Origin of the sequence: Sediminibacterium ginsengisoli (assembly GCF_900167075.1) — a bacterium.
Lineage (GTDB): Bacteria > Bacteroidota > Bacteroidia > Chitinophagales > Chitinophagaceae > Sediminibacterium > Sediminibacterium ginsengisoli.
Genome location: NZ_FUWH01000003.1, coordinates 398560 through 410839, shown reverse-complemented (window position 1 = coordinate 410839; position 12280 = coordinate 398560). Strand labels below are relative to the sequence as shown.

Genomic DNA, 12280 nt, shown 5'->3' with positions numbered 1-12280 from the left:
CACATTAAGGCGCAGCCGGTTTTTTATTTTTGTTCGAAAAAATCCAGGGTAATAATTTCGGTTCTGCAAATGCGGAATCCCAGCTGTTATGATTGGCCTTGGGGTATTCCGTATAGTTTACTTCTTTAGCGCCGGAGGTGATCATCGCTTTGTATAATTCGCGGTTAGCGTAGGGTAGTACAACATTGTCGAGCGCCCCGTGAAAGATCCACATGGGAACATGTTTGGCGTTCTTCACCAGCAACGGCACATTTCCCGCACCGCAGATAGCAAATACCGCGGCAAAATAATTCGGGTAACGGATCAGCATATCATACGCACCTATTGCGCCCAGCGACAGTCCCCCGAGGTAGATCCTTTTACGGTCGGCATGACCATTGTTGCGCAGGCTGTCCATCAGGTTTTTGAGTAATAACTGCGGAACCGGCGGAGTTTCTTCTGTCAGGAAAGTAAACCCCGATGGATCATTCCCTCTTTTAAAACGAGACCAGGTACTATCCTTCGGGCACTGCGGAAAAACAACGATTGCCGGAAAATGATCGCGGATTTTGTCTTTTGCAAAAAGGTCGCCGCCGTGTAAAAGCTGGGCCCCGTTATCGTTTCCTCTTTCTCCGGAACCATGCATGAAGACGATCAGCGGATAAGATTTAGACGGCCGGTAATGTTCCGGGTAAAGAATTCTGTAACGGAGTGTGTCTTTACCCTGTATATAAACTTTTTTCTGGTACAGATCCTGCTGCTGAGCCATGGTAAACCGACAGAAGCAAAGAAGGAAAGTAAGGCAGGCTATCTTTTTCATGCGGGGGAGGTTTTACTCTTTTAAATATAAGAAAATCCCCGTGAACATGGATTCTTAAGGTTGGCGGAGCTCTTATTCTTTCGCGCTGAATGTATCGCCGGCATTGATATCCCCTGTGTCAAAGCCTTTCTTGAACCAATACATTCTTTGTGCCGATGTTCCGTGGGTAAATGCGTCAGGCACGACTTCTCCGCGCGACATTTTCTGCAGCCGGTCATCGCCGATCGCATTTGCTGCGGCCAATGCAGAAGCGATATCTCCCTGCTCCAGTATGTTACTGAGTTTCTGGGCATGGTGAGCCCAGAGCCCGGCGTAAAAATCTGCCTGCAGTTCAAGTTTTACAGACATCCGGTTGTATTCTTTTTCCGAAAGTTGTGCACGCAATTGCTGCATCTGGTCAGAAACGCCCGTCAGTTTTTGTATATGATGGCCAACTTCATGAGCGATAACATAGGCCATTGCAAATTCACCTTCCACTTTGAAGCGCTCCCGGAGTTCATCAAAAAAAGAAAGGTCGATATATATTTTCTCATCCGGCGGACAATAAAAGGGACCGGTGATGGCACTGGCAAAACCGCAGCCGGATTCTGTGGATCGGCTGAACATAACGAGCGTAGGCTTCCGGTAATTGCCCCCTTTTGCATTGAACAGCGAATCCCAGACATCTTCGGTTTCAGCAAGTACTACTTTCGTAAAAGAGGCGAGTCTTTCTTCCTCCGGGCTTCTTGTTACAGATTGCTGCTCGGTTGCGGGCATCTGTTGCAAAACTTCCGAAGGATTTCCTCCAAGCACAAAATAAATAATGGCAATGATTACGGCCCCGATTCCGCCAACAGCTATTCCGCCGCCGCTGATACCCCTGCGATCTTCCACATTACTGCTTTCTCTTCTTCCTGTCCAGCGCATTTTTTTGTTTTTTGTTTTATTCAAAAATATATGCCAGGTGTCTATTCTTCTTTTATTTCCCTGTGCAGGTAATCTGTATAGTCCGGTAAAGTTGCTTCATATGCCTGGTGCATAAAAGGTGAAGTGATCAGGAAATCGGCGGTTGCCCGGTCGCAGGCCATGGGTAAATTCCAGGCAATACATAAACGCAGCAGGGCTTTTACATCGCTGTCGTGCGGTTGCGCTTCCATCGGATCCCAGAAAAAGAACATCATGTCTATTTCACCGCCGGCGATCATGGCGCCGATCTGCTGGTCCCCGCCGAGCGGACCGCTGAGTAATTTCACAACCGGTCTGTCCAATGCTTCTTCCACCAGGCGACCTGTTGTGCCGGTTGCAAATAACTGGTGAGCAGAAAGTGCCGCCTTATTGTAAACGACCCAATCGATCAGATCAGCTTTTTTATGGTCGTGCGCAACAAGGGCGATTCGTTTATTGGCTTTTAATTTTTTGATGGTTGACATATTCTCCGCTTGAATGCATGAAGTTAACGGAATTAAGAACCCGGAAAATCGATGCTGAATGATTGATTTTTTCGATTTTATCTTAAGAGAAATAGTTTTTTTCTGATTATGTTGCTATTATTCAGCGTTTTCCGGGCGTTTATTAATCTGATCTCTTTTTGATTTGCTAGTAATCGTTGTTCAAAGTGAATTTGAGTCCGCTTCGTTTCCTGACAAAATAGTTGTGTACAGAACATTGATTCGTGGTTTTCAAGGTTCTTCTGTTTCACCGCTTCTCCGTTGCTCAGGTGGCTGGCCTTGCCCTTTGCGACCAGACTCAGCCTGGTATTTTTCTGTCATTTTTCCGGCTGGAGATAAAATGCAAAAAGCCACGACCTGCGTGACTTTTTGCGTACTTACTAACCCATCAAAAAAACAAATATTTATGATCAGGCTTCTGTTGTGAGGCGGGCTTCCGCTACTTTGGTCCTGATTTTTGCTTCGATTTCATTGGCGAGTTCAGGATTATCGTGAAGCAGTGTTTTAACGGCATCACGTCCCTGGCCCAGTTTATTGGTTTCATAGCTGAACCAGCTTCCGCTTTTCTGAACAATTCCCAATTCAACGCCCATATCGATGATCTCACCAAGCTTGCTGATGCCTTCACCGAAAATTATATCGAATTCGGATGCACGGAACGGAGGGGCTACTTTGTTTTTAACCACCTTTACTTTTACACGGTTACCAATGGCTTCATCTCCGTCTTTGATCTGGGCCGTTCTGCGGATATCCAGACGTACTGAAGCATAGAACTTAAGTGCATTACCACCTGTTGTTGTTTCGGGGTTACCGAACATCACACCGATCTTTTCGCGCAGCTGGTTGATGAATATGCAAATGGTATTGGTCTTATTGATCGTTGCAGTGAGCTTACGCAATGCCTGACTCATGAGACGTGCATGCAGACCCATCTTGCTATCGCCCATTTCGCCTTCAAGTTCGCTTTTAGGAACCAGCGCCGCAACCGAATCTATCACTACCACATCCAGCGCTCCTGAAAGGATCAGGCGGTCTGCGATCTCAAGCGCCTGCTCGCCGTAATCCGGCTGCGAGATCAGCAGGTTGTCTACATCCACACCCAGTTTCTGTGCATAACTGCTGTCAAATGCATGCTCTGCATCGATGATGGCACACATACCGCCTTTCTTCTGCGCTTCTGCAATTACATGGGTTGCAATGGTAGTTTTACCGGAAGATTCAGGACCATATATTTCAACTATCCTTCCTTTTGGTAAACCTCCAACCCCTAAAGCCATATCAAGACCAATGGAGCCGGTCGAAACCACTTCCATAGGATCCTGGCTTTTTTCATTCATCATCATCACACTGCCCTTACCGTAATCCTTGTCTATCTTGTCTATCGTGAGCTTTAGTGCTTTCAGCTTTTCTGCATTACTCATGCTTGTGTATTTAATCTGTTAGAATTTAATGGGATTGTAAAGATAAAGCCTTTTTAGTAAATAAGCTAATTTTTTTAGTATTTATTTTGCTAATGGCTTTAGCTGCTGTTTACAGGGGCTAAAGTAGGCGTTCCGCACGATGTTGGAGTTAGCGATTTATACCTAATTTATCAACCGTTGTTAATAGGTATTCGTCATATTTTCATCAACACAGATGATAAAATCCGCCTTGCCCTTGTTCTCTGCCAGTAATTTCCCGATCTCTTGCTGTGAAACAGTAGTGATTGTCATGATCTTCAGACCCGGGTTCTGCTTTTTCAGGTACCAGTTGATCCCATCGTAATTATCAGAATGGTAAGATCCGTTGTAGTGTATGAATAATTTTCCCGGCCGGTAATGCTGCAGGATAAAATGCGCCATCGTTGCGTCTTTGATGGCCTGGGCTTTAGGCAGGTTCTCGCCGCCATGGCCTCCCATCATTTCTATCATTTTCGTATACCCCGGTAATGAAGCATCATAGGCAACCGGAAGCGGCGCCATCCAGGATTTATCTTTTGCCGGCAATGTATCCAGCGCCTGGAAGCCGCCTTTGGCTACCATGGATGCATACCTTCTGGGTACATTGGTTGCGGCAAAGACAAGCTTTTTTTCCTTCGCATAGTTTACCAGCGGCGCATAATCGGTGGGATAATTCTTCCAGAGCCGGGCCATCGAATCGAGGCCCTTCGCCGATATCTTTCCCTGCAGGTACAGATCCAGCGCCTCCTGGTTGTCCTGCTCAAACATCTCTGCACCCAATACCAGCTCCCGGCTTTCCCCGAGCGTTCTTGTCACTTCCAGCTGAAGCCAGTGGGCTATTGCATTGTTATGATATTCCCCAAATAACACAATATCCGCTGATCGCAGGGCTTTGATCATTTTCCCGAAATCACTCTTCTTTCCCTTTGCATTGTATAACTTATACGGCTGCTTTTCCTGCGCTGTCAGCATTGCGGATAAAAACAACAGGACTATTGTGAATATTCTTTTCATCGCCCACAAGGTAATACAATGCGAATGTTTCTGATAATGCAACCACTAATTATTAAGAATTATTGAAAATCATTCAATTACATATTATAATTCCGGTGAACGATTTATAAAACCAGAATTTTAATCTTTATCAAAAGGTGCTTTATTGTAAATCAACCCTTTACATATTATAATTCCTGTAGAGCGTTTTTTAGAAAATCGTTCCTTTTCTCATCTTTAACCAATCAGGCCCGCTGCCTTACTGATTTCCATCATCCGGTCGATCGGCTTTTTAGCGTTGAGGCGAAGTTGTTCGTCCATGATGATCTCCGGTTTCTCATACATCATGCAGAGGTATAATTTTTCGAGGGTATTGAGTTTCATGTGCGGACAATCATTGCAGGCGCAGCTGTTATTCGGCGGCGCAGGAATAAATGTTTTTGTGGGATTATTTCGCTGCATCTGGTGAAGAATGCCGGTTTCCGTAGCAACAATGTACTCGTTTCCACTATCTGCCTGGGCAAATTTGAGGATCTGGGTGGTGCTTCCCACAAAATCGGCAATGGCCAGGATCGGCTCCTCACATTCGGGGTGGGCCAGCAATTTTGCTTTAGGATGCCTGATCTTCAGTTTGGTGATCTTCTCCAGGCTGAAGATCTCGTGTACCATGCAGGCCCCGTTCCATAAAACCATATCCCGGCCCGTCTTTTTGCTTAAATAGGCGCCAAGGTTCTTATCCGGGGCAAATATGATAGGTTTATCGGCTGGTATGCTCTCAATAATTTTTTCGGCATTGCCGGAGGTACAGATAATATCGGATAATGCTTTGATTTCTGCCGTGCAGTTGATATAAGACACTACGATATGATCCGGGTGCTTCTCTTTAAAGGCCCTGAATGGGCCAGCTGGTGCACTGTCGGCCAGCGAACAACCTGCTTTCAGGTCTGGAAGAAGCACTTTTTTGGTCGGGTTAAGGATTTTTGCCGTTTCCGCCATAAAGTGAACGCCGGCGAAAACAATGATATCCGCGTTCGTTTCCTGGGCTTTTTGTGCCAATCCCAGGCTGTCGCCGATATAATCGGCAACATCCTGTATATCCGGCTCCTGGTAATAGTGCGCCAGCAGGATGGCGTTCTTTTCCTTTTTCAATCTTTCGATCTCTGCAAAAAGGTCGAGCTTCACATCGATCTCAAGATCCAGGAAGCCTTTTTCGTTTATATTTTTTTCTGCTTCTAAAATGTTCATAATCACGGTAATAGTATTTAATAATACTTATTTATAATTCTCACTACTATTATTACGGGTGTGTATATCGTGATAACTTACTTATCCCCACCATGCAAAGTTAATTACCTGGAGCTTATCCACTGTTATTAACAGAACTATTAACATCGTTGCCTGCCTTTTTATCTGGAAAATGTCACTTTTTTTAACATCAGTGGAATACATCATCCACATTTCCCCCGGCACCTAATTCACTCCTAATTCACTGTGGATTAACAGGTAGTATTTTGGGTTTAAAAATAGGGTAACGGCAAAATGTGGCACAAAGGCGGGTATTTATTCGACCTGTTTCAACATTCTGCGGAGCAAAATATGGGGTTTTCCACATGAAACTGGCCTTATTCACAGGCGGATGTTAATTAAGCATTTCCTATGTTCCAAATCGGGAGGCGATTCTGATCAGGACCGGAAAAGCAAAAACCCTTGGAATACGGGGAATTGACTCGTTTTTCCACAATTTGTTCTAATGTTATATTCCCCTATTTTTGCCTCCCCCGCTAAAAGGTGGATTAAACGTTTCATTCCTAATTAAAATTATTATGTCTGTCATTCAAAGAATTCGCGACAAAGGTGCCTGGATCATATTTGCGATCATAGCACTTGCACTTATTGCCTTTATATTACAAGATGGCGTTGGTCGCGGTGGTAGCGCTTTTTCAAACACAACTGTTATAGGTAAGGTGAACGGTGAGAAAATTGACCGTGCCGATTTCGAGCAGAAACTTACAATGGCAGAAAGGATGTATGCTGCACAGGGTGCACAAAGGGAGCAGCTGATCGGCAGTATCTGGAACCAGGAAGTGGAAAGGATTGTAATGGACCAGGAATTTGAGAAGCTGGGGCTACAGGTTGGACCAAAGGAACTGGCAGACCTGATGTTTGGTGATAATTCTCCTTTACGCCAGGAATTTACAGACCCTAAAACCGGGGTATTCAATGCAGATGAAGCACGTAAAGCTTTTGCGCAGCTGAAGAAGAGCAAGAATGCCGAACAGATCCGCCAGGTGAATGAAGCATATGTAGAACCTACTATCCAGGGTGCTTTAAGAAGCAAATACCAGGGTTTGTTACAGGGCGCTGTGTATATTCCAAAATGGCTGGTGGCTAAACAACAGGCCGACAATAATGCAATTGCGAATATTTCCTATGTATATGTTCCTTATGCTTCTGTAAGTGACAGTACTGCTAAAGTTACAGACGATGAGATCAATGCTTATGTAAAGAAGAACAGCAGGCAGTTTACCAAAGATGAAGAAACTAGGTCTATTACTTATGTTGCATTCAACGCAGCTCCAAGCAGCGAAGATTCACTGAATGTATATAACCAGGTTGCTTCTCTGAAGAACGAATTTGCAGCTACTGCGGATGCGCAGGTATTTGTAACAAAAACTGCGAGCGAAATGCCTTACTACGACAGCTATTTCAGCAAAGCAAGGATGCAGCAGTCGAACAAGGACACACTGGTTAAAATACCTGTGGGAACTGTATACGGACCATATCTTGATGGTAACAATTTTGTGCTGGCTAAAATGGTGAGTACGAAACAATGGCCAGACAGTGCAAAAGTGCGTCATATCCTGATCGGAACCATGAATCCGCAGACACAACAGGTTACACGCGAAGATTCTGTAGCTAAAAAACTGGCTGACAGTATTGAAACTGCTGTAAGAGGCGGTGCTGATTTCAATGCACTGGTGGCTAAATATTCAGATGATGGCGGCAGCAAGGAAAAAGGTGGTGTATACGAATTCTTCCCGCAGGGACAAATGGTAGTACCATTCAATGATTTTGCTTTCGACAAACCTGTAGGAAGCAAAGGAGTAGTAAAAACTGATTTCGGTTATCACTATATAGAAGTACTGGCACAAAAGAATGTAAACCCGGTATACAAGATCGCTTATGTAGCCAAACCGATCATGGCCAGCAACGAAACTGTAAGTGCTGCCAATACAGCTGCTGCACAGTTTGCGGCTGCTGCAAAAGGGAAGAAAGAGTTTGAAGCAGCTGCGCTGAAGGGAAACCTCGCGCTGATACCGGGAAATGAGATCAAACAGAACGATTTTACAGTGAACGGCCTCGGTCAGAGCAGATCTCTGGTTCGTTGGGTATATGAGCATAAAGCAGGAGATGTTTCTGAACCAATGGAAGTAGGCGACCGTTATATCGTTGCCATCATTTCAGCGGTAAACAAGGCAGGGCTGATGTCCAGTGCGGAAGCAAGACCTTTTGCGGAAGGACTGATCAGGAATGAGAAAAAAGCAAAGCAGATCATCGAAAGCAAATTCAAAGGCAACAGCCTCGAGAATTATGCGGCAAGCAGCGGATCACAGGTTATGAAGGCAGACAGTATTGCTTTCTCTGCTCCGTTCATTCCTAATATCGGCAGTGAGCCAAAAGTGATCGGTGCTTCTTTCAACAAAGCGTTTGCAGGTAAAGCCAGCGAACCGATTGCAGGTGTTACCGGCGTCTTTGCTATCAAAATCGATAACAGCGGCGCAAGGGCAAATGCCGGCGGTGAAGAAGCCATCAGGCAGAACCTGATCCAGAGCGGAAGAATGGCTGTTTACAGGAGCCTGGAAGCACTCCGTAAATCAGCGGATGTGAAAGATAACAGGTCGAAATTCTATTAACAGCAAGAATCAGATAAAGAGACCCGGGCCGAAAGCCCGGGTTTTTTGTTTTACCTATAACGAAAATGATTTGGCTGATTATTGAGTAGTTTTGTACAGTAAAACACAGTTATGTCTGATTTGATTGTTAACAAAGTAGCGGAGAGCGGATTGATCAGCCTTGACCTGGAAACCTTTTACCCGAAGGAAGAGATCAAAGTATTCGACCTGAAAGATTATCTTTTCATGGGACTGATCCTCAAAGAAAAAGATTTCAGAGCCGCCTTACTTGCACAGGATTGGGAGCCTTATAAAGGCAAAAATGTAGCTATTACCTGTACGGCAGATGCGATCATTCCTATGTGGGCTTATATGTTGGTTGCCAGCTACCTGGAGCCACTGGCAGTTAATATAGTATTCGGAAATGAAGAAAAACTGGTAAGCACCATTCTTGCCAGGAATATTGATAAAGTAAAGGCAGAGGAGTATACTGATAAAAGGGTAGTGGTAAAAGGATGCGGCGATATTGCTATTCCTGAAAGCGCGTATGTTGAAATTACTGCAAAACTCCGGCCCTTCGCCAAAAGCATCATGTACGGTGAACCTTGCAGTACTGTACCTATTTATAAGAAGAAGTAAGGTTTCCGCTCATCCGGGAAAATTGCCTGTAGCGTAAGATTTAACAGGCAGGGTTAGTAAGGCTGAAATTTTGGTATTAGTTTTGTAATATATTAGAAAAAGGAGGCACCGTGTTACGTACCATTTTTACACTTATCGTTGCAGGTATTGCCGTTAGTTCTTTTGCACAGCAACAACCTGCTCTGGCAGACGACCAGAACCCTAATTTCCATATCAGCCGTGATAAATACATGCAGCTCAAAGATTCTTTGCTTGCTGTAAGTAACACTACCACCCAGGAAACATACAAGGCATACGACTGGTTTGAAGCAAAAGCCGAACGCCGGCAGGAGCGAAGGGAACAGCGCCGTTACAACAACAGTTATTACCAGCCTTATAACAGTTACTGGAACTCAGGTTATTACCCCTCGTACAACTACTGGGATAATCGATACAGGTACAATAACCGTTGGAACAACTGGAATCTGTGGCGGCCGAATGTCGGTTTCAGAACCGGTAACTGGTGGTTCTCGTTTTAATCCGTTTTATTAACAATTCTACTCTGCTAAAGAAATAATATGAAAAGAACATCACAACTGCTTATTGCAGCTTCATTGTCTGCAGGATTATTTTTTACTTCCTGCGCAACAAGAACAGTTACGAGAATCGACCCTTCCGAACAGATCGATCTCAGCGGTGGCTGGAATAATACAGACAGCCGTTTAACAGCCGATGAACTGATCAAACAGATCCTTAACGAAAAATGGTTAACGAACCATGTTACAGCAAAAGGTAAAAAACCTGTTGTGATTGTGGGTATGGTAACCAATAAAAGTCACGAGCATATTGAAGCTGAAACGTTCATGAACGACCTGGAACGTTCTTTCATCCAGAGTGATCGTGTAGGACTGGTTCAGAGTGGCAAAAAACGTGAAGAACTGCGTGCTGAAAAAGCAGACCAGCAGACAAATGCTTCACAAAGCACGATGAAAAAATTCGGCCTTGAAAGAGGAGCTGATTATATTTTGCAGGGATCAATCAACTCTATCGTTGATTCTTACCGTAAGAATAAAACGGTTACTTACCAGGTTAACCTGGAGCTGACCAATATCGAAACCAACGAAGTAGTGTGGATCGGTGAGAAGAAAATTGCCAAAATGGTGAAAAACTAAAGGAGATATCCTGCATGAACAAAGTATTGAAACAGGCATGGGTAGCTTGGCTATTGATGCCTGTTTTGTTTTCCTGCGCTACGTACCAGAATAAAATGAATGCTTATTATAATCAGGTGCGACAATCCGATTATAATAAGGCAGAACGATTGCTGGCTAATAATTCCTTTTTACAACAAAACAGGAACCGGTTGCTGTATTATATGGAACAGGGTAAAGTGTTACACCTGGCCAAACAATACGACAGCAGTAACTATTACCTGAATCTGGCAGATAAATTCATCGAGAATGAAAAAAAATCTGCAGGAAGCGTTGTCGCCGGAAAACTGCTGAACCCTATGATGGAAACGTATATGGGTGAAGATCATGAACAGTTCTTCCTTCACTATTATAAAGCATTGAATTACCTGTACACCGGTAAGCAGGATGATGCGATCGTTGAAGCCAGGCGCATCACGCTTACCACCAATGCACAAAAAGATAAATTCGGGGTTACATCCAACAGGTATACACAGGATGCATTTGTGCTGATGGTGCAGGGAATGATCTATGAAACTGCCGGCGATATCAACAATGCATTCATTTCATACAGGAATGCAGCGGATCTTTATGTGAAGATTAAAGACCAGCAATACTATGGTGTTTTTCTTCCGGATCAACTCAAAAGGGACCTGCTGCGTACTGCCGAAAAAATGGGTTTCACTGACCAGGTTGATAAATACAGCGCAATCTTCGGAAAAACAGAGAAAGATAACACCCTGTCAAAAGGCGGTGAAGCAGTTATTTTTTTTGAAAAGGGAATGGCGCCTGCAAAAACAGAACAGAATTTTATACTGACCAATAACGGCGACGGATCTAACACATTCGTTTATGCTGCGGAAGAAGGATCGATCGTGATTCCTTTTGATTTCTCCAGTTCCGGTTATTCTTCAGACGTTTCCCTGAACGAATTCAGAGCCATCAGGGTGGCTATTCCTGCATACAACGCGATAAGAACAGTGGATCAGGCAAGTGCTGTTGTAAATGGTAAAACATATAATGCTGAATTAACAGAAGATATAAATACACTTGCTCCCGCCATTCTGAAACAGCATATGCTGAAAATCCTTTCCGATGCACTGGTTCGCCAGGTTGTTAAGAAACTTGTTGAAAAAGGCATATCAGCTTCAGCAAAAGAAGTTGCTAAAAACAATTCCAAAGAGAAAGACGAAAAAAAGAAAGACGATAAAGCCGAAGCTGTTGCTCTCGCCACCGGCCTGATCGTTAATATCTTTAATACTGCTACTGAAAAAGCAGATACCCGTAACTGGCAATCTTTACCTGCTACTGTTTCCTATGTAAGAATCCCGCTGGAAGAAGGGGATAATGTGGTAGAGCTTACATTGGGAAATGCAAAGAGAAAAATTACACTGAAAGGCACCGGTTCTCTGCAGTTGTATAACTGGTGTGTTACGCGATAATAAGCATCAGGACTGTTCCATGAATTTGTGCAGACCTACTCTTGCTTTTAATTGTATCCGTTTACGCATAAACGAACTCCACCCGAAAAGCCAGCCCGGTATTCCGAATGCCTGCCTGCTCCAGCGATAGATATCGAACGCATCGGTATGTTCAATGATCAACCCGTCTTTGAACCGCATATGTGCTGTGATCCGGTTGGTCACTTTTCTTCCGGAGCTGCTGAATAAATAAGTAGCGGTCCATTCGCAGGTTGTATACTCTTCATCCAGTAAACGGATATTTCCGTAAGTAAGCGAAAAATCCTTTGCTCTTTTGCAGAGCATTTCCCACATAGCTTTGGTTTCGAATTCATCGAGCAGTCCGAAAACCTGGTCGCTGAACAATGCACCCTCATGGTAGCAGGATTGCATGGTTGCATAATCGAGCTGCTGGAATGCAGTATAAAATTTATGTATGGTCTGTTCGTTCGGATTCATAG

Annotated in this window: 12 protein-coding genes; 5 read left to right on the top strand and 7 right to left on the bottom strand. The window is 44.2% G+C overall.

Features of this window, described 5'->3' with window-relative positions; all coding sequences use genetic code 11:
- Positions 1-4: 4 nt before the first annotated feature.
- From B5D42_RS07500 to nadA, 6 genes are all read right to left on the bottom strand, one after another.
- Entirely contained in the window at positions 5-799 is a 795-nt protein-coding gene (locus tag B5D42_RS07500; protein ID WP_078830835.1) for a carboxylesterase family protein, read from the bottom strand.
- Positions 800-871: 72 nt separating this feature from the next.
- Positions 872-1705: a KPN_02809 family neutral zinc metallopeptidase gene (gene ypfJ, locus B5D42_RS07495; RefSeq protein ID WP_078830987.1), complete on the bottom strand. Its 834-nt coding sequence runs from the start codon at positions 1703-1705 to the stop codon at positions 872-874.
- A 41-nt stretch (positions 1706-1746) separates the two neighbouring features.
- Positions 1747-2208, bottom strand: coding sequence for a methylglyoxal synthase (locus tag B5D42_RS07490; RefSeq protein WP_078830834.1), 462 nt, complete (start codon positions 2206-2208; stop codon positions 1747-1749).
- Between the two features lie 428 nt (positions 2209-2636).
- Positions 2637-3647 carry a recombinase RecA gene (gene recA, locus B5D42_RS07485; RefSeq protein WP_078830833.1) on the bottom strand — a complete coding sequence of 337 codons (1011 nt, stop codon included), beginning with the start codon at positions 3645-3647 and terminating at the stop codon, positions 2637-2639.
- A gap of 180 nt (positions 3648-3827) precedes the next feature.
- On the bottom strand, positions 3828-4679 hold the full coding sequence (locus B5D42_RS07480; protein ID WP_078830832.1) for a ChaN family lipoprotein: 852 nt from the start codon (positions 4677-4679) through the stop codon (positions 3828-3830).
- Positions 4680-4895: 216 nt separating this feature from the next.
- Positions 4896-5903 (bottom strand): quinolinate synthase NadA, encoded by a 1008-nt coding sequence (nadA, locus tag B5D42_RS07475; protein WP_078830831.1) that lies wholly within the window; start codon positions 5901-5903, stop codon positions 4896-4898.
- A 578-nt stretch (positions 5904-6481) separates the two neighbouring features.
- On the opposite strand from nadA, the gene B5D42_RS07470 reads away from it, so the two are divergent.
- From B5D42_RS07470 to B5D42_RS07450, 5 genes are all read left to right on the top strand, one after another.
- Complete coding sequence (locus B5D42_RS07470; RefSeq protein WP_078830830.1) at positions 6482-8572, top strand: peptidylprolyl isomerase; 2091 nt, start codon at positions 6482-6484, stop codon at positions 8570-8572.
- A gap of 111 nt (positions 8573-8683) precedes the next feature.
- Complete coding sequence (locus tag B5D42_RS07465) at positions 8684-9190, top strand: DUF2480 family protein (protein ID WP_078830829.1); 507 nt, start codon at positions 8684-8686, stop codon at positions 9188-9190.
- A gap of 110 nt (positions 9191-9300) precedes the next feature.
- Positions 9301-9708, top strand: a complete 408-nt coding sequence (locus tag B5D42_RS07460; RefSeq protein ID WP_139367037.1) for a hypothetical protein — start codon at positions 9301-9303, stop codon at positions 9706-9708.
- Between the two features lie 39 nt (positions 9709-9747).
- Entirely contained in the window at positions 9748-10341 is a 594-nt protein-coding gene (locus B5D42_RS07455) for a penicillin-binding protein activator LpoB (protein WP_078830827.1), read from the top strand.
- 14 nt (positions 10342-10355) lie between these two features.
- Complete coding sequence (locus B5D42_RS07450) at positions 10356-11801, top strand: COG3014 family protein (RefSeq protein WP_245825602.1); 1446 nt, start codon at positions 10356-10358, stop codon at positions 11799-11801.
- Between the two features lie 6 nt (positions 11802-11807).
- Here the strand turns inward: B5D42_RS07450 and B5D42_RS07445 are convergent, their stop codons facing one another.
- Positions 11808-12278 (bottom strand): nuclear transport factor 2 family protein, encoded by a 471-nt coding sequence (locus B5D42_RS07445; protein WP_078830826.1) that lies wholly within the window; start codon positions 12276-12278, stop codon positions 11808-11810.
- Between the last annotated feature and the right edge of the window lie 2 nt (positions 12279-12280).

Bases quoted from the DNA above. Each gene is read 5' to 3' on its own strand.
- B5D42_RS07500 (WP_078830835.1), bottom strand. From the start codon at position 799: ATGAAAAAGATAGCCTGCCTTACTTTCCTTCTTTGCTTCTGTCGGTTT.
- ypfJ (WP_078830987.1), bottom strand. From the start codon at position 1,705: ATGCGCTGGACAGGAAGAAGAGAAAGCAGTAATGTGGAAGATCGCAGG.
- B5D42_RS07490 (WP_078830834.1), bottom strand. From the start codon at position 2,208: ATGTCAACCATCAAAAAATTAAAAGCCAATAAACGAATCGCCCTTGTT.
- recA (WP_078830833.1), bottom strand. From the start codon at position 3,647: ATGAGTAATGCAGAAAAGCTGAAAGCACTAAAGCTCACGATAGACAAG.
- B5D42_RS07480 (WP_078830832.1), bottom strand. From the start codon at position 4,679: ATGAAAAGAATATTCACAATAGTCCTGTTGTTTTTATCCGCAATGCTG.
- nadA (WP_078830831.1), bottom strand. From the start codon at position 5,903: ATGAACATTTTAGAAGCAGAAAAAAATATAAACGAAAAAGGCTTCCTG.
- B5D42_RS07470 (WP_078830830.1), top strand. From the start codon at position 6,482: ATGTCTGTCATTCAAAGAATTCGCGACAAAGGTGCCTGGATCATATTT.
- B5D42_RS07465 (WP_078830829.1), top strand. From the start codon at position 8,684: ATGTCTGATTTGATTGTTAACAAAGTAGCGGAGAGCGGATTGATCAGC.
- B5D42_RS07455 (WP_078830827.1), top strand. From the start codon at position 9,748: ATGAAAAGAACATCACAACTGCTTATTGCAGCTTCATTGTCTGCAGGA.
- B5D42_RS07450 (WP_245825602.1), top strand. From the start codon at position 10,356: ATGAACAAAGTATTGAAACAGGCATGGGTAGCTTGGCTATTGATGCCT.
- B5D42_RS07445 (WP_078830826.1), bottom strand. From the start codon at position 12,278: ATGAATCCGAACGAACAGACCATACATAAATTTTATACTGCATTCCAG.